This is a genomic window from Flavobacterium branchiophilum FL-15, assembly GCF_000253275.1.
GTDB classification, from domain to species: Bacteria; Bacteroidota; Bacteroidia; order Flavobacteriales; family Flavobacteriaceae; genus Flavobacterium; species Flavobacterium branchiophilum.
Map to the genome: position 1 here is coordinate 157,147 of NC_016001.1, position 19,141 is coordinate 176,287.

Consider the following 19,141-nt stretch of genomic DNA (forward strand, 5'->3'; position numbering starts at 1 on the left):
CATCACAAGGTGCTTTTTTTAATTTTTTGATGCCTATAAATCAAATATGTAATTGACATCCTGATTTCTTATTTGGTAAAAGGTGTCATGCTATAAAAACAGTTTCAAACTGTACTTTGTTTGTTCCAAAGTTCAAAATATTTGCCTGATTGTTATAAATTTTTTTATAGTTATAAGGTTTACGAGGGTGTTTATTGTGGGTACATCTATTTTAATTCGAAATGTTTTTTAAAATGCTAATTTTAGATTGTATGTCGAAAGAATAGGTCGAAGTTTTAATTTGATAAGATTCATACAACCCAATTATTTGAGTTGATAATTCACTTTTGGTGTTTGCATTGTTTTCTAAAGTATATTTGATAAAATAAATATCTGCTAAATCTTTGATGTTTTCGTAATTATCGGTTTCAATTATTGCAATTATTTCGTCTGTTGACTTTCTTAAAAGGGAATCTGAAGTTATGTTATAATTTTCTACGAGAAATTTATGTATATGGGAATCTATAACTTCTAAATTAATTGCTTTTTGCTTTGTTAAACTCATTAAAAAATCCGAAAAATATTTTAAATTTCGTAGCATTAAATCTTTGTTAGTTTCCATTTAAACACTTTATTGATGTAATAATAATGAAACATATTTATATGTATCGCCTTTTTTATATATTTTTAATGGATACCATTCCTATCAAACATTAGAATATGATACGCATGAAAAAAACGTAACTTGCTATAATTTAAATACTTCTGAAGTGGCTTTGTGTTTTAAATCATAAATTGCACATTGCTTACCAAGATTGTACAATAGAACAAGTACAAACAAACCTAATAGCAATAATTTTATTATTTTGTTAAAATCCATTTTCATAGTCATACTAAATTAATTTATTGTTTATTTTTTTTTTTATGTCTTTGGTCGTATGCAGCGGGTACAACACCAATTCATAACTACACCATAATGCTGCTATACCAAGTGAAGCAAGACTAATAGAATCAATAGCATCCCCGATTATTACATTTGTATCTTCGAAAGTAAATCCTTAAACTTATTTTCAAGATTAAAAATTTAAATGATACCCAAACCAAATGGTCCGCATAATACATAACAATCATAACCAATTGTTATATTTGTTCCACCAAAAACTCCTTCAGTCTCCTGAACTTCTTGAGCATTAAGTTCCACTAAACCATAATTTTATAAATCTAACATCATTTTTTGTTTTATGTTTCGTGATTTGCAAAACAAAGTTAATACTATTTTTTTGATTGTCAAAACTTTTTCTCGAGATATTTTGATGTTGAAAACATACATAAAATAATTTAATTAACAAACAATCGTATGTTAAAATTTCAATTAATAACGCAGAAATTTCCAAAATGATAATTTATGGATAAATCTAGGGAGTTAAAATTGTTAGGACAACGAATTCGAGCGTTACGAATTGAAAAAAAATTGTCTCAAGCAAAACTTGGCTTGAAAATTTTCAAAGATCAGCATTCTATTTATAAAGTTGAAGCAGGTCAGTTTAATCCGTCCTATATCTATTTATTAGAAATTTGCCAGGGTTTAGACATTACAATTGAAGAATTATTAAAAAGCAGATAATTTTGCTAATAACAATTGTTTGTTAACGGTACGTTATCTTGATAACTTTTGATAATCCCCCGACTTTGACTGCTGATGTCTATTTTGATAATGGGTAGTAATGCAATTGCTGTAATAATACAAAGAACAATCACAAAATATATCGAAATACTTTTTGTTTTGTTCTTGGCAATAAGGTTTTCGATGTTGTTTATGGGGTCTGAACTGAAGTTCATTTGTTTTATTTTGATTATTCAAAAATTAATTTTTGAATATGATTAAAATTTTCTTTTTCAAATTGTGTCAAACTTTTGTTATTTACTACAAAAATTTGTTTGCAATTATTATATAAAATATCCATTATATGAGAAGAAATTATAATAATACTTTCATTAGATTTTTGAATTATATACTGCATTAAAATATAATTTGATTCTAAATCTAGACCATTAAAAGGTTCATCTAAAAAATAAATTGGATAATTTTTTTGAAAAATGGCATTTAAATATACTTTTTTTTTCATTCCTGTTGAAAATTCGCGAATCAATTTATTTTCTGGAACTTCAAACAATGGATTAATAGTTACCTCATTTAGGTTTAATAAATTTTTGTAAAATTCATAGAATTCATTAGCCGTTAATTCTCCGTAAATTGATGGCTCTGCTGGACACCAAGCAACATTATGTAATGCTATTTTAGAATTATTAACATAACTTTCTCCTTTATATTTTTCTAATCCTAAAATACATTTAAATAAAGTAGTTTTACCTTGCCCGTTTTTTCCAACAAGTCCGTAAAGTCCAAAATTGTTAATTTTTAAATCTATTTTTTCTAAAATTAATTGTGTTGTATATTTTTTTTCTAAAATATTAATGGTTAGCATATTTTATTGCATTTAAATTTTCAATTGATTTTTTATATAAATATGGAATTATCAGTAAGGTAACTCCGTAAAGAGTAATTGTTAAACCAACAAAAAATATAAAGACAATTTGATGGAGGTATGGATTTGAATAAAAAACATACTTTAAAAGAATATTAATTAAGGTTATGATAAGAATTCCGAAAAGGGATAAAATTAAATCCCATTTTAGAAAAAAACACAGTGCAATTGCAATTGGAAATATTATATATAAAGTATTAATTATTGAATTTTTAATCTGATAAATTAAATATTTTCTAGAGTCAAAAGGTGTAATTTGTATTTCTTCTAGTCTCTCTCTTTCAAATGAAGGAATACAGGAAATTAGAGCTAAAACAATAAAAGAAAAATAAATAATATTTTCGTTGTTGTGCTCAATTGCTATGTATATTAAAATCAAAACAATTGGAAAAAAAAGTGCAAGTTTATATTTCCTAAAACTAATGTGCCAAAATGGATTGAATAAATGAAAAGGATATGGGATTGTTTTAAAATTTATTTTTGGAGTGTTAATAAGAATAATTTTAAATAAAATAAATCCAAGAAATAATAGATATTCTTTTTTAAGTAAAAACACAATAAGAAAAGGCGAAAGATAAATTACATATTCAAAGAAAAGAATAGTCTTATAATTGTTTTTAAGTTTTAATAATTCTAAATCTGACCTATTTATATAATGTATTAAGATGTCTACCAACATAATAAATAAATAATTATAAAAGTCAATATAATTTATAAACGCAATTATTGCAATGGAAACATATAAAAAACATAGAATAAAAATTGCTAAATAATCATCTTTTGAAACTATTTTTCTAAATCTGATTATAAATAAAAAGTATAAAATTTTGGTCATTAAAAAACTATTATATTTGTAATTATTATAAAGTGTGCCAATAAAATTGGCGCACTTATAACTTTTTTAGTATGCTTTATGAGTCGCTAATGGGTGCAACAAATAAAAAGCTACTACAAGAGCTAATGGTAAAAAACCACCCTCTACTTCTTGAACTTCTTGAGCATTAAGTTCCACTAAACCATAATTTTATAAATCTAACATCATTTTTTGTTTTATGTTTCGTGATTTGCAAAACAAAGTTAATACTATTTTTTTGTATAACAAATGGTTATCAGCAGATATTTTTATTATAGCAAATATCAAATTAACTTTTGGGTCAATAATCAAATCTTTAAAATGATATAATGCAAATCTCAAAGGTGGGGTGTAAATTTCGAAAGAAAACAATAAAATTATACCTTCTCTTTTTTTGATTAGTTATTGTAGCTTCGTCTCCCTCCCCAAGGGGAGGGTCGGGGAGGGGACTATATATTTTTTATCCTCCCCTCGTCTCCCTCCAAAGGAGGGGGTGACATTAACTGAAAATAATACAAAATAAAATATTCTAAAACATCCGAAGCAAATTTCTTTAAAATTATTTATAATTTACACCCCACCTCAAAGGTTTTGGAAACCTTTGAGGTTTGCAAATGAAATACTAGAAGGATTGCCCTTGGTAACACTTCCAAAAGTGGCAATCTAGCCCCGACTGGAGTGGAAATCCTTTTTGTTTTTTCTTTAAAAACAAAAAGATTGTAGCGAAAGGCGGGAAATGGCCCTGCGTGGAAATGCCAAAAGTGGCGGCTGCTCATCGTTTGTAAGTTGCTTAAAAAAAGCTATCATTTGTTTGTGTTCAATTGTTTGATTTCTGAGAGGTAGGAGGGTTTATGAATGTGTTTTTTTTGTGTTCTTAAACTATTTTATTTGAAATTTGGTTCGCATTAAAAAAAAAATTACTTTTAGCCGTTGTTAGTATCAATTTTCAAGGTTTGAATATGATAGATAAAATAAAACTCGACCATATTTTATTTTTGGATATAGAAACAGTTCCAGAAAATGAACATTTTAGCATGCTCGACCACGACATGCAGTCTTTGTGGGAACACAAAACACAGTACCAACGCAAAGACGACATGTCGGCTGCTGATTTTTATGAGCGTGCAGGTATTTGGGCAGAGTTTGGTAAAATTATTTGTATATCTGTTGGTTTTTTTTTAACAAAATCGGATGTTAGAAATTTTAGGGTAACTACTTTTTTTGGCGACGAAGTCAAAATTTTATCAGATTTTAATCAATTAATCAACCAACATTTCAGTCAGCCACAGCATGTGTTGTGTGGACATAATTCCAAGGAATTTGACATCCCTTTTTTGGCCAGACGCATGATCATCAAGGGTATTGCCATACCTGCAAAGCTGCATTTGTTTGGAAAAAAACCATGGGAAATTCCGCACCTAGACACGCTAGAGTTATGGAAATTTGGCGATTATAAGCATTATACGTCACTCAAATTGTTGTCAAAAATTTTGCAAATACCTACCTCAAAAGACGATATAGATGGCAGCCAGGTTGCGGAAGTTTATTATAAAAACAAGGATATTGATCGCATCATTATTTATTGTGAAAAAGATGTAGTGGCAGTGGCTCAAATATTCTTACGGTTGCGTAGAGAACCCTTATTAATAGAAGAAGAAATTATTCATGTATAAAAATAAATTATGGTTTTAAGTAGATTTTGGTTAGCAATTTTTGTTTCGTCTATAGTGTTTGTTGTTATGGGTTTGTTTTTAGGCCATCATTATACAATTGATTTTGTATTAAATGGACATAAAGACGATCCTATTTTGATAGACGAAAAATTTTGGCACCAAATGCCCGCTACTATTCAAGACAGCCTCAACAAATCGACAGATAAAACTTGGATATGCAACAAAGTGGCAACCAATCCTGATACGACCTATGTTTTTAAAAATAAAACGGTCAAAATTTTTTCTGGAAATCAAAAAACAGACGGCTTGTTGCCCACTTGCAAAAACAGTTTGGTTGATTTGATTATACCTTTGATTGCTTATTTGGCCTTTTTTTGTGGATTAATGGAACTTTTAATACTTTCTGGAGCCGCAGAAAAATTGGCCCAATTACTAAGTCCTATGTTTGAAAAAGTATTTCCAAGTATTCCAAAAAATCATGAATCTATATCCTATATGACCTTAAATTTTGCAGCAAATTTTTTAGGGTTAGATTCTGCTGCAACCCCCTTTGGATTGAAAGCCATGGAAAGTTTACAAACCCTTAATACCAACAAAGACGAAGCTAGCGATGCCCAAATTATGTTTTTGTCCCTGCATGCTGCAGGCCTTACCTTGATTCCAACGTCGATTATTGGATACAGAGCTGCAGAAAATGCCACAAACCCAGCCGATGTCATGTTGCCATGTATCCTAACGTCCTTTATTGGCACATTGGCAGCATTTATAATTGTTGGTATTCGTCAAAAAATCAATTTCAAAAGTGCCTCTTTAATCCTTGTGATTACGGTAATTATCGCCGCAATTGCCGGATTATTGTTTTACATCAATCAATTGGATTTGATAGAAAAAAACTTTTTTACCTCAAATCTTTCAGGACTCATGTTGGTTGTCATTATCGTTTTTACCTTAGTGTTTTCGTTTGTCAATGAGTCTAAATTTACAGCCAAAAACACAACCGTTTTCGATACTTTTGTTTCTGGAGCACACAACGGATTACAAACAGGTGTCAAAATATTTCCTTATGTAATGGGCATGCTTGTGGCTATTTCTTTTTTTAGAAATAGTGGTTTATTTGAAATCATTAGCAACGGAATTTCCTTTGTGTTTTCAAACATTGGCGTAAGCAAATCCATTACCGATTCTTTGCCCGTAGCACTTTTACGCCCATTTAGTTCGGGTGGATCCAGAGGTTTTATGATTGATGCCATGAGAAGTTTTGGGCCAGATTCCCTAACAGGAAGGTTGAGTTGTATATTTCAATGCAGTGCCGAAACTACTTTTTATGTCATTGCTGTATATTTTGGTTCCATCAACATCAAAAATACCCGATATACCCTAAGCACCATGCTGTTAGTAGATTTCATTTGTGTGATAGCAGCCATTATAGTTGCCAGTTGGTTTTTCTAAAAGAAAAAGAACATTATCCATTATACCTATAAGGGTGTGCCCCTCCGCAAGCTACAGGTCTGGCTATCCGTTACAAACAACGTTCATTGAACTCCAAAAGAAATATAATATTGTGAAAATCCTTTTTTGCCCCTCATTTTGGCGCAAAAAAGGATTTTCACTGCTATCCCTCACACCAAAAAACACCAAACTCAAACAGCACCCTGCTCATAAACTTCTACAAGGTGTTCTAAGGTGTTCAACAACATTTCTGGACAATCCAACGTAACCAGCTTTTGACGGTGCTCTTTAAAATGGGCAATGCCCTTAAAATAATTGGTATAATGCCTACGCATTTCGACAATGCCAAGGCGTTCGCCTTTCCATTCCATCGACCATTGCAAATGGTTCTTGGCCGCTTCAACCCTGTCTGCCATTGTTGGTGCTGGCAATATGTTGCCCGTTTGCAAAAAATGTTTAATTTCATCAAATATCCATGGATATCCAATAGCCGCCCTACCTATCATAATGCCATCTATACCATATTCATTTTTGTATTGTAAGGCTTTTTGAGGCGAATCAATATCGCCATTGCCAAAAATGGGCATTGTAATGCGTGGATTGTTTTTAATCCGTGCAACATGAGACCAATCTGCTTGCCCTTTATACATTTGCGATCGGGTTCTAGCATGAATAGACAATGCCTGAACACCAATATCCTGAAGCCTTTCTGCCACTTCATCTATGTTAATAGAATTTTCATCCCAGCCCAATCGGGTTTTTACAGTTACAGGCAAATGGGTAGCGTCTATAACCGCTTTTGTCAGTTTGATCATCAAATCGACATCTTTCAAAACACCAGCTCCTGCTCCTTTTGTAACTACTTTTTTTACAGGACAACCAAAATTGATGTCTATCAAATCTGGATTGACTGCCGAAACAATTTTTGATGACAAAGCCATAGCCTCTTCATCTCCACCAAAAATCTGGATGCCAATAGGGCGTTCGTAATCAAAAATATCCAATTTCATTTTGCTCTTAATAGCATCTCTAATCAATCCCTCCGACGATATAAACTCAGAATACATCAAATCTGCGCCGTGCCTCTTGCACAAGCGTCTAAACGGCGGATCGCTTACATCTTCCATTGGTGCCAATAACAAAGGAAATTCAGGCAATTCAATAGAGCCAATTTTAATCATAATAACAATATTTAGTGCAAAATTACATTAAATTTTTTGTAGAAAAAAAGATTTATAACACACCCCTTTTAGTAATATGAAATTTTTGTACGAATATGGTTTATTATAAAATAGAACTATCCGCAAAGTGAACAATTTTTTAAACTCAAACACTAAACAAAATTAGGTAACATATTAAAAAAAAAGTAAAAAAACCGAGTAAATATTTGTTTGTTCGGTTTTTTTGTTGTTATTTTGCTGTTACCTAAATAGGTTATGTTTTATAATGAAAACAACTAAAAACACACATCCTGATTGGGTTCTTATACACAAGAAACCAAATACTGAAATCAAAAAAATAAACGGTAGATTTTATCTCTATGGTGTAAAATCTGTTTACGACAAAACCACCAAGCGATCAAAAAAAGTTTCTCTGGGTATTTTGGGAAGTATTACTCAAGAAAAAGGGTTTGTACCCTCTGAAATAAATGAATTGAAACTAAAGGGTCAAAAATCATATCACAATAAATCCATATTGGCATTTGAGTACGGATTGGCAAAATGGCTTTTGGAAACATTTGATAATGAAGGGATTACTTGCGAACTGAAAAAGCATTTTCCTAATCACTGGGAATTTATTATCATTATGGTTTATTGTAGAATCGGATATCAAGCACCCTTAAAAAATGTTCCGTTTATTTTAGAACAATCTGCCATTGGTGATTTGTTAGGTTTTGAAGATAAAATTAGCATCCAAAAATGCAGTGATTTGTTGTTTGAATTAGGTTCAAATCAAAAAATGATTCACGATTTTATGACACCAAAAAACCAAGATACCAGAACTGTTTTGATTGACGCAACAGATATTGCCTTGCAATCCAATAATATAGCACTGGCTCAAAAAGGGTATAATCAAAATATGGATTTTCAACGTCAGTTTGTTCTACTCTATCTCTATGATGCTACTAGTTTCAAACCTTTGTATTATAGAATTTTTCCAGGCAATCTGAAAGATGTTTCTACCCTAAAAAACACCATTTCCATCAGTGGACTTGAACAATGCGTGTATATTGCTGACAAAGGATTCTTTTCCGAAGCTAATATTTTAGAGCTTGAACGTTTGGGTATGCAATATATTATTCCGCTCAGAAGAGTAAATAAACAAATACCTTATGACCAAATAAAGGATATAGAACTTACAGATAATTATTTTGAACATGCCGAACGATTTATTTTTCATGCCCAAGGGATAAAACAAGAAAACAGAACCATTGAATTATTTTTGGACGGTAAACTAAAAGAGCAAGAAAAAAATGACTATTTGAAAAGAATTCATACTCTTCCAGAAGATTTTTCAAAAGCAAAATTCAATGAAAAAATAAAAGCAATGGGAACGCTTTCGCTTATTCATAACACCCAATTAGATTCTAAGGACGCATACAAAGAATATAAATCAAGACTCCAAATAGAACAGTTTTTTGATCACTACAAAAACACCATAGATGCATCCTGCACCTATATGCAAAGAGAAGAGTCTTTAAATGGTTGGATGTTCATCAATCATCTGGGAATGCAAATCATTTACAGCCTTTTTTACAAATTGAAAAACACTCCAATGACTAAAAAATTAATGCTCAATCACAAATATTCGATAAACGATACTATCGAACATTTAAAATCAATTAAAAAAATACAATTCTCCAAAAATGAATTCGTAATATCTGAACAAAATAAACTAACCAAGACCCTCCTAGAAAAACTTAATTTGTCTATTACCTAAAAGTTTTAGTGTTTGAGTTTAAAGTATAAATTTGTTTTCAACTATTTTTATGAGCCGAAACTTGATTCACTATTCTCATTGCGATGCTGCAAGTTCCATTTTCACGCATAGAAGCATAGTACTTTAATACCAAATATACATATAAAATAGTCCAAAGATGCGTAGTTATTTTTCAGAAATTTTTTTAAAAAAATCGTTGCATAGCTGGGCTACGGAACTATTTTTTTGACTCATTTTAGCAAAAAAGAACAAGTAGTTTGGACTATTTTATAGGTGTATTTGGTATTAGTATTTTACCAATTACTAAAGGTGAAAGTAGTCGTAAAGTAAAGGAAGTATTAGCTAGATACAGCTAGTTTTGAGTAGATACCAAAAAACCAACTCGATAAGAGTTGGTTTAAAGTTTGTTTTATATTTTGTTTTAAGTTAATTAACCTTTTAGGGCTTCGGCACCACCAACAATTTCAAGAATTTCGTTGGTAATAGCCGCCTGACGGGCTTTATTATAAGTCAATTTCAGCTGATCTCTCAATTCAGTTGCATTGTCAGTAGCTTTGTGCATAGCAGTCATTCGAGCACCATGTTCAGACGCAAATGAATCTCGAACCCCTTTATACAATTGTGTTTTTAACGATTTTGGAATTAAGGTTAAAACAATTTCTTCTTTTGAAGGTTCAAAAATATAATCACTTGCCGCTGTTGAAGCAGATGCTATGGGTGCCAATGGCAAAAACACTTCTGTTTGAACTATTTGAGTAGCGGCATTTTTAAATTGATTGTAAATAATTTCAATCTTGTCATAATCACCAGCTACAAATTTATCAGTCAAATTTTGAGCAATTACGGCTACGTTTTCAAAAGTCAAATCATCAAATAATTTACTTTGATTTTCAATAACATTCAAAGACTTACTCAATACATCATTACCTTTTTTTCCTATTGCAAAAACATCAACTTGTTTGCCTGCATAAAAATCAACACGGCTTTTGGCTTCTTTGATTACATTTGTATTAAATGCACCACACAAACCCCTGTTAGAAGTAATAACCACTAACAAAACTTTTTTTAACTCGCGTTGTGTTGTAAAAGCACCACCCACTTCGCCTTCAAGCGTTGCAGAAAGTCCTTGTAGCAGTTCTGTCAATTTTTCAGCATACGGACGCATTGCAGTTATAGCATCTTGAGCTTTTTTAAGCTTTGCAGCAGACACCATTTTCATTGCCGATGTAATTTGCATCGTTGATGAAACGGACGTAATTCTGTTACGGATTTCTTTTAAATTTGCCATGATATTGTATTAAGATTTTAGTATGAAGTAGTAAGACACTTATTCCTTGTTACATCAAAGTCTTGAGTCATAATACTTCATACTTAATACTATTAATTATATTTTGCTGAAATTTCTTTTGCTACTTTTTCGATAACATCTGTAATGTTGTCGTCCAATTTACCAGCTTTCAACGCATCAAGTGTGTCTCTGTGCTTATTGTTTAAGTATTCCAAGAAATCTTTTTCAAATTCTTTAACTTTATTTACAGGTACATTTCTCAACAAGTTTTTTGAACCAGCATAAATTATAGCTACTTGATTTTCAACAGTATAAGGATCATTCAAACCTTGTTTCAAAATTTCAACGTTTCGTTTTCCTTTTTCAATTACGTTCAAAGTAACCGCATCCAAATCAGATCCAAATTTAGCAAACGCTTCCAATTCACGGAATTGTGCTTGATCTAATTTTAAAGTACCAGATACTTTTTTCATGGACTTGATTTGTGCATTTCCTCCCACACGAGATACAGAAATACCTACGTTGATTGCAGGACGAACTCCCGAGTTAAACAAATCTCCATCTAAGAAAATCTGACCATCTGTAATCGAAATTACGTTGGTTGGGATATATGCAGAAACGTCACCTGCTTGAGTTTCGATGATTGGCAAAGCTGTCAAAGAACCACCACCTTTTACAATTCCTTTTAAAGAATCTGGCAAATCGTTCATGTTTTTTGCAATTTCATCGTTGTTAATTACTTTACATGCACGCTCCAATAAACGAGAGTGTAAGTAAAAAACGTCTCCAGGATAAGCCTCACGTCCTGGTGGTCTTCTCAATAAAAGAGACACCTCACGGTAAGCCACCGCTTGTTTAGACAAGTCATCATAAACTATCAAAGCTGGACGACCAGAATCTCTGAAATATTCACCAATTGCAGCACCTGCAAACGGTGCATATACTTGCATTGGAGCAGGGTCTGATGCGTTAGCTGCTACAATTACTGTATAGGCCATGGCACCTTTTTCTTCTAACATTTTTGCAATTCCTGCAACAGTTGAAGCTTTTTGTCCAATAGCAACATAAATACAAAATACAGGTTTTCCTGCATCGTAAAATTCTTTTTGATTTAAAATGGTATCAATACATACAGTTGATTTACCAGTTTGACGGTCGCCAATTACCAACTCACGCTGACCACGACCCACAGGAATCATCGCATCTACTGCTTTTACACCTGTTTGTAATGGTTCGGTTACTGGCTGACGGAAGATTACACCAGGTGCTTTTCTTTCTAAAGGCATTTCAAAAAGTTCTCCGCCAATAGGACCTTTTCCGTCAATAGGTTGCCCTAAAGTGTTTACTACACGACCAACCATTTGTTCTCCAGTTTTCAAAGAGGCAATACGTTGCGTTCTTTTTGCAGTTGAACCTTCTTTGATACCTGTTGATGGGCCTAATAATACCACACCAACGTTATCTTCTTCTAAGTTTAAAACGATTCCTTCCAAACCGTTTTCAAAAACTACTAACTCACCGTATTGAACATTTGATAAGCCGTAAACACGAGCAATACCATCTCCAACTTGAAGTACTGTTCCAACTTCTTCTAGCGTAGCACCAGTTTCAAAACCTGATAATTGCTTTTTTAATATTGCTGAAATTTCAGCTGGGTTAATTTCCGCCATAATTATTTATAAATAACTAGTTACTTAATTCTCTTTTTAATACTTGTAATCTGTTGGCAACCGATGCGTTGTATTGATTGTCGCCTATTCTTAATATAAATCCACCAATGATTGATGTATCTACAGTAGTTTTTATATTGATTTTTTTATTTGAAAAAGTTGCAATTTTTGATAAAACTTGCGCTTCTAAAGCCGCATCCATTGGAAAAGCTGTAGTTACATAAGCTACTTCTACGCCATTTTGTTCGTCAAATAATTTGCTATATTCTATTGCAATAGCTTCTAATATTTCAAACCTTTTGTTTTCAAACAACAAATGAAACAAACTTTTTGTAACTCCATTTGTTTGAGCAAAAACTTCTAATAAAACATTTTCTTTAGCCTCAACTTTGGTAGTTGGGTTTTGGATAAAAGTATCCAAATCAACATGACCTTTGATGGTCGAAGCGATAAGATTCATGTCTGTATTTACCATTTGGGCTACGCCCTTTTCTGATGCTACATCCAATATGGCTTTGGCATAACGTATTGCTGCTCTTGTACTTGCCATAATATTAGTTCATTTTTACATCGCCCAACATTTTCTCTACTAATGCAGTTTGAGAGGCTTTGTCAGTCAATTCACTTTTTAATAATTTCTCTGCAATTTCGATAGACAAATTTGAAACTTGTGCTTTCAAATCGGCCATAGCAGCATTTTTTTCACTAACAATAGCTGCTTTTGCTTGCTCAATCATTTTAGATCCTTGGGCTTGAGCTTCGTTTTTTGCATCGGCAATCATTTTGTCTTTCATTTCACGAGCTTCTTTGAGTAAAGTATCTCTCTCCAAACGAGCTTCTTGCAAAATACGTTGGTTATCGGCTTGCAAATTTTGCATGTCCCTTTTTGCATTTTCAGCAGATAAAAGGGCATTCTTTATACCTTCTTCTCTTTCAGTAATTGATGTCATGATTGGTTTCCAAGCAAATTTAACCAATAAAGTTATTAAAATTACTAAAATTATGGCTTGCCAAAAGAATAATCCGAACGAAAAATCATTTATTAACTTATCCATTTTTTATAATATATAGTTTTGATTTATTTAATACTTCTTTAAATAAACCTGCAACCAACCGTTGCAGGTTTATATATTTTTATTATTATGCTTTACCTAAGATTAACGCAGCAAATGCCAAACCTTCTAATAAAGCCGCAATGATAATCATTGCAGTTTGAATTTTCCCAGCAGCTTCTGGCTGACGAGCGATAGCGTCCATTGCAGATCCACCAATTTTACCTAAACCTAATCCAGCACCGATTACAACTAATCCAGCACCTACTAACATTGGAATGTTCATAAATATATATATAAAAAATTAAACTTCAAAAAAATTAATGATGATCACTTCCGTGGTCATGGTCTTGAACTGCCATGCCAATAAATAGAGAGGACAACATTGTAAAAATAAAAGCTTGTAAAAAAGCTACTAACACTTCAATTATAGAGATAAACAGCGTTAATCCAAGCGAAATAGGTAAATCTGCAGCTAAATTTTTCCCCAGAAATATCATTGAAATTAAACTCATTATTACAACGTGACCAGCAGTTATATTAGCAAATAAACGTATTAACAATGCAAAAGGTTTTGTTAATGTTCCTAATATTTCAATAGGTGCAAGTACTATTTTCATTGGTACAGGTACGCCAGGCATCCAAAAAATATGTTTCCAATAATCCTTATTAGCACTAAATTGCGTTATCAAATATGTAAAAATAGCCAAACAAACAGTAACTGCTATATTCCCAGTAACATTTATTCCAATAGGTGTCATGCCTAGTAAGTTTAATAACCAAATAAAGAAAAACACTGATAGTAAATAACCCATGTAATGTCTATATTTTTTTTCTCCAATATTTGGAATTGCAATTTCGTCTCGGATGAATAAAATTAACGGTTCTAAAACTCTTCCAAATCCTGTTGGAATTGCTGATTTTGTATAAGATTTTGCTAAACTGATGAACATAAATAATAACATCAGTGCTACAACTATAATTGATATTACGTTTTTGGTTATTGAAAAATCTAATGGTTTTTCGTTTTCTGGATGATGGTGTTCATTATATTTTATATCTCCACTTACATTTGTTTTGTATATTTTTCCATGTACAAGTTTATAATAATTTCCATTTGATTCTGCAACTGATTCACCATGATTAAATTTTGAAGATGAAAAGAATTGAAAACCATTATCGTATAAAATAACAGGTAATGAAAACCCATAATGTTTATTCTCTTTAGAATCTGAAAAAAATACAAAATCATGTGAGTCTTGTAAATGATGCTCTATGTAAGCATCAATAGAAGCTTTATTATTAGTTTCACCCTCGCCATGTGCATTTTCTGTTGTTGCAACGGTTGTGTTGTGGGCTTGCGGTGCCTCTGGAGTTTCATTTGCATTGCTTACAAATGGAAGACATACAACTAGAGCTGTAAATAGGAATCTAAGTGGTTTGTTTGAAATCACCATATCTATTGTATCAATTTTTAATTGGTTTTCTAAATTTGGTGCAAAGGTACATTTTTTTTAATTATTTAAAAATGAAACCCACTTTTTTTTTGAATTATTTTGCTATAATCTTGTAATTTATTGATTTTTATTTAACATTCTAGCGGTTGTGCTTGTTTCTATTGCTAAAAAAAGAACAAATATTATAAAAAAGTTAATTTTCTCTATTTTTAAATCACTTTTTGTAGCCTGATCAAATTCATATATAAAATAATAGGAACTGGCCATTTGAATAGTTGTTAGTGCTAAAAAGGTGTAACCTACTATGTAATTGTTTTTTTCGTTAAGGATACTCAATATCATTGCTATTGTTGCTGCAATTGCTATGAAATACATATAAATAGTTTCTAAACTAAATAGGAAGGTAGTTTCTGGCCATTGTATTGCCACTATAATTTTATGAATTATATAGGTTATGATGCCTAAAATTAAGGTTTCCCATACGGCTCTTAATTTTGATAATGTCTTCATTCCTCTGGAGTTTCGTTTATTTTTTTGAGTTGTCTGTTTAGATTATAAAAAGCAATAGCAACACCAATAAGAACCATTACTTTGACTCCTATTGTGTTGTTGAGTTTGTATGTAGTGTCTAGCCAAGTGCCTACCCAAGAAAAGCCATAGATGGTTATTCCCATTTGAATAGGCATGTTGATTAAGGCCAACCACTTTCGAGTATTAGGATTCTTTTGAGGTAGCAAGGGGTGTTGTTTGATGTTTTAATTGGTCTTTCATGACACAAGTTCCTGTAAATAAAGCTCCTGGCTCTACCGATAATTTGCCACATACCACTTCGCCATCTATTTTGGAGGTGGCTTTTAGGTTTAGCAATTCGCTTACTTGTATTTTGCCTTTAAATTCGCCTTCAATATCTGCATTTTCGCAAAAAATATCGCCATGAATTTTACCCAATGGGCCAATGACAATTTTTCCTTTTGATTTAAAATTGCCTATAAGTTCGCCATCTAATCTAAAATCGGCTAACGAATCAATATCGCCACGAATAACGGTGCCTTCTACAATTCTGTTGGTTTTACCCAATACATCGGTTACAACTTTTGGTTTTTTGTCAAACATTTTTTTTGGTTTTTAGTTTATAATTTTCAGTCTTTAGTTTTTAGTTTTTGTGGTGGCACTTGGTGGTGCCAGTGTTGGCCCTGTGTCTTCTTGTAATGTTTGGTTATTCAAACTCTCGGCCTGAATGGTGTTTTGAGGTTTTTGAAAATCTTTTCGTTTTACTTCGTTGTCAACTGGTTGTTTTGGATTGTTATCAATTATTTCCTGCTGCACTGGTTTTGCTATTTTCTTAGGATCTAGCAAATAGTCGTCTATATTTTTCTTTATTTGTACTACTTTATAATTGGTGTTTGAAATTACAATTGGTTTTTCCGTTACGCTATATGCTTTTATTTCTTTTAAAACTACTCCAATGCCATGTGCAATTTCCTCACTTTTAAATCCATGCAAAACTACAAAGTTTTCGTTGAGGGTATATACATCAACAGAATATATTTTTTTAGTCCCTCTATCGTCGCTAAATTTTTTAATTTTGGCTAATAATGCTTGACTATTTTTATCCTCTATGGCACCAATTCGATACAAAACTTTCCAACTCGAAGGGGTTTCGCCGTTTATTTGTAGGGCTTCTAATTTTGGAACATTTTGGTTTACAAATGTTTCGGCACTTTTGCCTTCGGTGGTGTTTGGATAGGTAAGCGCTACATAATTCAAGGCTTTTCGTAGTGCCAGAACACCTTCTACTTTGCCAATGGTATTAGCCCTCAAAAGTTCAATTTTTGGCAATAGTTCATCTCCGTCCCATTGGGTTACTGCATTTTTTGTTTGGTCCAATACTGCTCTGTAATCGCCTTCGCTGTAAAGTTGGTACCATTTCATATACATTGTGGCTCCAGTTGCTAATTGGTTTTGCGAGCCTGGAGTTTGTAATAATATTTGTGCATATCTCGAATCTGGATATTGCGATAAAATGGAATTTTTTAGGGTTAATGCCTTATTTTTATCTGTAATTTCGTAAATTTTATACAAATTATAAAGCGTTGGCAATAATAATCTCTCTTCGGGTTTGTAATCTAATAAGGTTTCGAGTTTGGTTTGTGCCAATGGATATTCTGCAAATTTCTCTTTATAGATGATACCTAGCTGAAAATAAGCAAAATTTCTATCTTTTACTAGTTTTTGAATCTCTTCTGTTTTGGTAGGCAATTGGTTGCTATATGTGCTGGCATTATATTTTGGATTGTCATTCGGATTTGTTAAAACGTTGTCATTACTTGTATTTTTCATATTACCATCTGGGCTATTGTCTGCATCGGAGTTGGTATTTATCAACCTCCAATTGTCTTTCAAAGTTCTGTTGCCCCAGTTTTTTTGAAATTCGATTTTGCCCAATGTCAATGTTGATGTATTGTAAAAATAAAAATCACTTGGCACGCTTTGCAAATTACTTAATGCTTTTTTGCCCATATCCAAATCACCGTTTTTCAATTGGTTTTCCTTAGCTTTTTTTAGTGCATCGGCTTGTTTGAGCCCGTTTATTTTGTTTTCAAAATATTGCTTTCTGTCGGTATCATTCATTGCTAAAATGTGCAAAATACTATCGTTTTTTTGTGCAATTTCTTCATACTTAATTACATCGTCTAGGTTTTCTCGTTTCTTTTTGATGTTTCTAAACAATCTTGTTTTTTTATTCAAATAAGTTAAAGTACTATCAAAATATTTACCTGCCAAAACATATTGGGCATTATAAAAATGAATATCAGCTAATTTTTGATAATTGGTAGCCACTAACGTAAGGTCTTCGCCCCCGTGTTTTAAAGACAGATTGTAATATTTGATGGCTTGTTTAGTGTTTTTGTCTTGTTCATACATCAAGCCCAATTGGTGGTTAAGGGCGTCCAAAAAGGGTCTGTTTTCTCGGTCTTCTAATAATTTGTTGTAATTTTTGAAGAAAGCTACCGTATCCGAATTTTTGAAACTGGTATTTTTGAGTTGTTGGAGTTTAGCATGCACAATATACGCTCGAGGTGCTTGTCTATTCATATTGATGACCGTTTGAAATGCAGCAAAAGCACTGTCCTTATAGTTTACTTTGTCATACAATTGACCTAAAATAAAATGATAACGGGCTTTCTCTTCTTTATTTTTGGTGTAAGATGTTGCTATTTTAAGTTTTTGAATGGCTTTTGTGTGTTGTGCTAATTTGATGTATGCCTGAGCCAAAATAGCATTGGCATCGGCTAAAACTTGTGGTTCCAAATGCAATTCTTTGAGTAATTTGATTAAATTTTCAACGGCTTGCTCGTCATTATCCAATCGGATGTTGGTTTTTTCTCGCCATACTTTTACTTCGTTTATTGTATTGCTTTTTGGCGATTTGTAAATGATGTAGTTAAAAGCCTCGAGTGCTGGCACATAGCGTTGGTCATAATATCTTGCTTTGCCCAATAGCATGTAAGCTTCGTCTATTTGATAATTGCGTTCGGTTCCGTCTATATAAATAGATCTTTTTTGAATAGCTTTTGTTGCTTTTTCTTCTGCCAATTCAAACAAGGGGTTTGTTGGCTTTTTGTCATCTGTCGTATTCAAATCTAATGCCACATCTGGAGCAACATATTCCTGACGCTCTACGGGCAAAATGTCCCAAAAATGATCTCTGTATTTTAAATTCATTTCTAAAACGCCTTTGTCCAAGGCCTCATTGCCGTTAAACAATACATTGTATTTGGTGTTTAAAGCCTGAAAATTTCGGGTAGCAAAGGTGTCTTTTCTTGTAGAACAAGCCCACAAAAAGACAAACACAAACAGTGCAAATATGGGGAAAGTAATTTTATTTTTCAATGTAAAACGTTTTAATCTTTAACTTCAAATTTTAAAAATTATTATAAATGACTGGTAAAAATACGTTTCTTTTTGAAATATAGAAAATTTATGGGCTTTTTTATCAAAAAAAAATTAAAACACTCCCAACTTTGAAAAAATGGATCTCTGTAATATCATTTTTTCTGGCTCAAATCGCTTTTAATTTAATATTTAAAAATGCTACATGGTGGCATAAAACACTTTATGTTTTTGTTTAATAAAAATGAGGTATTTTATTATAAATGAGTTGTTTAAAAATAATTAATACGTTTTAATTATTAGATTTAATAATTTGTAAAACAAACAGTTGCTTTTGATT

At 32.0% G+C, this 19,141-nt stretch carries 19 protein-coding genes; 4 read left to right on the top strand and 15 right to left on the bottom strand.

Features of this window, described 5'->3' with window-relative positions; translation table 11 throughout:
* Positions 1 to 211: 211 nt before the first annotated feature.
* Positions 212 to 601 (bottom strand): hypothetical protein, encoded by a 390-nt coding sequence (locus FBFL15_RS00690; RefSeq protein WP_014082765.1) that lies wholly within the window; start codon positions 599 to 601, stop codon positions 212 to 214.
* A 783-nt stretch (positions 602 to 1,384) separates the two neighbouring features.
* Here FBFL15_RS00690 and FBFL15_RS00700 point away from each other — a divergent pair.
* Complete coding sequence (locus tag FBFL15_RS00700) at positions 1,385 to 1,603, top strand: helix-turn-helix domain-containing protein (protein ID WP_014082766.1); 219 nt, start codon at positions 1,385 to 1,387, stop codon at positions 1,601 to 1,603.
* A gap of 229 nt (positions 1,604 to 1,832) precedes the next feature.
* On the opposite strand, the gene FBFL15_RS00705 is transcribed toward FBFL15_RS00700, so the two are convergent.
* From FBFL15_RS00705 to FBFL15_RS17180, 3 genes are all read right to left on the bottom strand, one after another.
* Positions 1,833 to 2,465: an ATP-binding cassette domain-containing protein gene (locus FBFL15_RS00705; RefSeq protein WP_014082767.1), complete on the bottom strand. Its 633-nt coding sequence runs from the start codon at positions 2,463 to 2,465 to the stop codon at positions 1,833 to 1,835.
* On the bottom strand, positions 2,452 to 3,360 hold the full coding sequence (locus FBFL15_RS00710; RefSeq protein ID WP_014082768.1) for a hypothetical protein: 909 nt from the start codon (positions 3,358 to 3,360) through the stop codon (positions 2,452 to 2,454). Before FBFL15_RS00710 ends, FBFL15_RS00705 begins: the two co-directional genes overlap by 14 nt.
* Positions 3,361 to 3,426: 66 nt before the next feature.
* Positions 3,427 to 3,537: a class IIb bacteriocin, lactobin A/cerein 7B family gene (locus FBFL15_RS17180; protein ID WP_148267878.1), complete on the bottom strand. Its 111-nt coding sequence runs from the start codon at positions 3,535 to 3,537 to the stop codon at positions 3,427 to 3,429.
* Between the two features lie 800 nt (positions 3,538 to 4,337).
* Between FBFL15_RS17180 and FBFL15_RS00715 the strand changes: the two genes are divergently transcribed.
* Complete coding sequence (locus FBFL15_RS00715) at positions 4,338 to 5,051, top strand: 3'-5' exonuclease (RefSeq protein ID WP_014082769.1); 714 nt, start codon at positions 4,338 to 4,340, stop codon at positions 5,049 to 5,051.
* A 9-nt stretch (positions 5,052 to 5,060) separates the two neighbouring features.
* Positions 5,061 to 6,500 carry a nucleoside recognition domain-containing protein gene (locus tag FBFL15_RS00720; protein ID WP_014082770.1) on the top strand — a complete coding sequence of 480 codons (1,440 nt, stop codon included), beginning with the start codon at positions 5,061 to 5,063 and terminating at the stop codon, positions 6,498 to 6,500.
* A 191-nt stretch (positions 6,501 to 6,691) separates the two neighbouring features.
* Here the strand turns inward: FBFL15_RS00720 and dusB are convergent, their stop codons facing one another.
* Positions 6,692 to 7,681, bottom strand: a complete 990-nt coding sequence (dusB, locus tag FBFL15_RS00725) for a tRNA dihydrouridine synthase DusB (protein WP_014082771.1) — start codon at positions 7,679 to 7,681, stop codon at positions 6,692 to 6,694.
* A gap of 265 nt (positions 7,682 to 7,946) precedes the next feature.
* On the opposite strand from dusB, the gene FBFL15_RS00730 reads away from it, so the two are divergent.
* Positions 7,947 to 9,440 (top strand): IS1634 family transposase, encoded by a 1,494-nt coding sequence (locus FBFL15_RS00730; RefSeq protein WP_014082772.1) that lies wholly within the window; start codon positions 7,947 to 7,949, stop codon positions 9,438 to 9,440.
* A 430-nt stretch (positions 9,441 to 9,870) separates the two neighbouring features.
* On the opposite strand, the gene atpG is transcribed toward FBFL15_RS00730, so the two are convergent.
* The 10 genes from atpG to porW all read right to left on the bottom strand — a co-directional run bounded on the left by atpG (position 9,871) and on the right by porW (position 18,801).
* Complete coding sequence (atpG, locus tag FBFL15_RS00735; protein ID WP_014082773.1) at positions 9,871 to 10,728, bottom strand: ATP synthase F1 subunit gamma; 858 nt, start codon at positions 10,726 to 10,728, stop codon at positions 9,871 to 9,873.
* Between the two features lie 92 nt (positions 10,729 to 10,820).
* Positions 10,821 to 12,398: a F0F1 ATP synthase subunit alpha gene (gene atpA / locus FBFL15_RS00740; RefSeq protein WP_014082774.1), complete on the bottom strand. Its 1,578-nt coding sequence runs from the start codon at positions 12,396 to 12,398 to the stop codon at positions 10,821 to 10,823.
* Positions 12,399 to 12,414: 16 nt separating this feature from the next.
* Positions 12,415 to 12,948 (bottom strand): ATP synthase F1 subunit delta, encoded by a 534-nt coding sequence (atpH, locus tag FBFL15_RS00745; protein WP_014082775.1) that lies wholly within the window; start codon positions 12,946 to 12,948, stop codon positions 12,415 to 12,417.
* 4 nt (positions 12,949 to 12,952) lie between these two features.
* Entirely contained in the window at positions 12,953 to 13,453 is a 501-nt protein-coding gene (locus FBFL15_RS00750) for a F0F1 ATP synthase subunit B (RefSeq protein ID WP_014082776.1), read from the bottom strand.
* 85 nt (positions 13,454 to 13,538) lie between these two features.
* A complete protein-coding gene (gene atpE / locus FBFL15_RS00755; protein WP_014082777.1) occupies positions 13,539 to 13,736 on the bottom strand; it encodes an ATP synthase F0 subunit C in 198 nt (65 codons plus the stop codon).
* Positions 13,737 to 13,770: 34 nt separating this feature from the next.
* A complete protein-coding gene (gene atpB / locus FBFL15_RS00760; RefSeq protein ID WP_014082778.1) occupies positions 13,771 to 14,907 on the bottom strand; it encodes a F0F1 ATP synthase subunit A in 1,137 nt (378 codons plus the stop codon).
* A gap of 117 nt (positions 14,908 to 15,024) precedes the next feature.
* A complete protein-coding gene (locus FBFL15_RS00765) occupies positions 15,025 to 15,417 on the bottom strand; it encodes a hypothetical protein (RefSeq protein ID WP_014082779.1) in 393 nt (130 codons plus the stop codon).
* On the bottom strand, positions 15,414 to 15,644 hold the full coding sequence (locus FBFL15_RS00770) for an AtpZ/AtpI family protein (protein WP_014082780.1): 231 nt from the start codon (positions 15,642 to 15,644) through the stop codon (positions 15,414 to 15,416). Before FBFL15_RS00770 ends, FBFL15_RS00765 begins: the two co-directional genes overlap by 4 nt.
* Positions 15,622 to 16,020 (bottom strand): bactofilin family protein, encoded by a 399-nt coding sequence (locus FBFL15_RS00775; protein ID WP_014082781.1) that lies wholly within the window; start codon positions 16,018 to 16,020, stop codon positions 15,622 to 15,624. Before FBFL15_RS00775 ends, FBFL15_RS00770 begins: the two co-directional genes overlap by 23 nt.
* 33 nt (positions 16,021 to 16,053) lie before the next feature.
* Positions 16,054 to 18,801, bottom strand: coding sequence for a type IX secretion system periplasmic lipoprotein PorW/SprE (porW, locus tag FBFL15_RS00780; RefSeq protein WP_014082782.1), 2,748 nt, complete (start codon positions 18,799 to 18,801; stop codon positions 16,054 to 16,056).
* Positions 18,802 to 19,141: the final 340 nt, after the last annotated feature.

What these genes read in the sequence shown, in the direction of transcription:
- atpH (WP_014082775.1), bottom strand. Translation starts at nt 12,948, where the DNA reads ATGGCAAGTACAAGAGCAGCAATACGTTATGCCAAAGCCATATTGGAT.
- FBFL15_RS00720 (WP_014082770.1), top strand. Translation starts at nt 5,061, where the DNA reads ATGGTTTTAAGTAGATTTTGGTTAGCAATTTTTGTTTCGTCTATAGTG.
- atpG (WP_014082773.1), bottom strand. Translation starts at nt 10,728, where the DNA reads ATGGCAAATTTAAAAGAAATCCGTAACAGAATTACGTCCGTTTCATCA.
- FBFL15_RS00765 (WP_014082779.1), bottom strand. Translation starts at nt 15,417, where the DNA reads ATGAAGACATTATCAAAATTAAGAGCCGTATGGGAAACCTTAATTTTA.
- FBFL15_RS00705 (WP_014082767.1), bottom strand. Translation starts at nt 2,465, where the DNA reads ATGCTAACCATTAATATTTTAGAAAAAAAATATACAACACAATTAATT.
- FBFL15_RS00690 (WP_014082765.1), bottom strand. Translation starts at nt 601, where the DNA reads ATGGAAACTAACAAAGATTTAATGCTACGAAATTTAAAATATTTTTCG.
- FBFL15_RS00730 (WP_014082772.1), top strand. Translation starts at nt 7,947, where the DNA reads ATGAAAACAACTAAAAACACACATCCTGATTGGGTTCTTATACACAAG.
- atpE (WP_014082777.1), bottom strand. Translation starts at nt 13,736, where the DNA reads ATGAACATTCCAATGTTAGTAGGTGCTGGATTAGTTGTAATCGGTGCT.
- FBFL15_RS00775 (WP_014082781.1), bottom strand. Translation starts at nt 16,020, where the DNA reads ATGTTTGACAAAAAACCAAAAGTTGTAACCGATGTATTGGGTAAAACC.
- atpB (WP_014082778.1), bottom strand. Translation starts at nt 14,907, where the DNA reads ATGGTGATTTCAAACAAACCACTTAGATTCCTATTTACAGCTCTAGTT.
- FBFL15_RS00750 (WP_014082776.1), bottom strand. Translation starts at nt 13,453, where the DNA reads ATGGATAAGTTAATAAATGATTTTTCGTTCGGATTATTCTTTTGGCAA.
- FBFL15_RS00715 (WP_014082769.1), top strand. Translation starts at nt 4,338, where the DNA reads ATGATAGATAAAATAAAACTCGACCATATTTTATTTTTGGATATAGAA.
- atpA (WP_014082774.1), bottom strand. Translation starts at nt 12,398, where the DNA reads ATGGCGGAAATTAACCCAGCTGAAATTTCAGCAATATTAAAAAAGCAA.
- FBFL15_RS00700 (WP_014082766.1), top strand. Translation starts at nt 1,385, where the DNA reads ATGGATAAATCTAGGGAGTTAAAATTGTTAGGACAACGAATTCGAGCG.
- dusB (WP_014082771.1), bottom strand. Translation starts at nt 7,681, where the DNA reads ATGATTAAAATTGGCTCTATTGAATTGCCTGAATTTCCTTTGTTATTG.
- FBFL15_RS00710 (WP_014082768.1), bottom strand. Translation starts at nt 3,360, where the DNA reads ATGACCAAAATTTTATACTTTTTATTTATAATCAGATTTAGAAAAATA.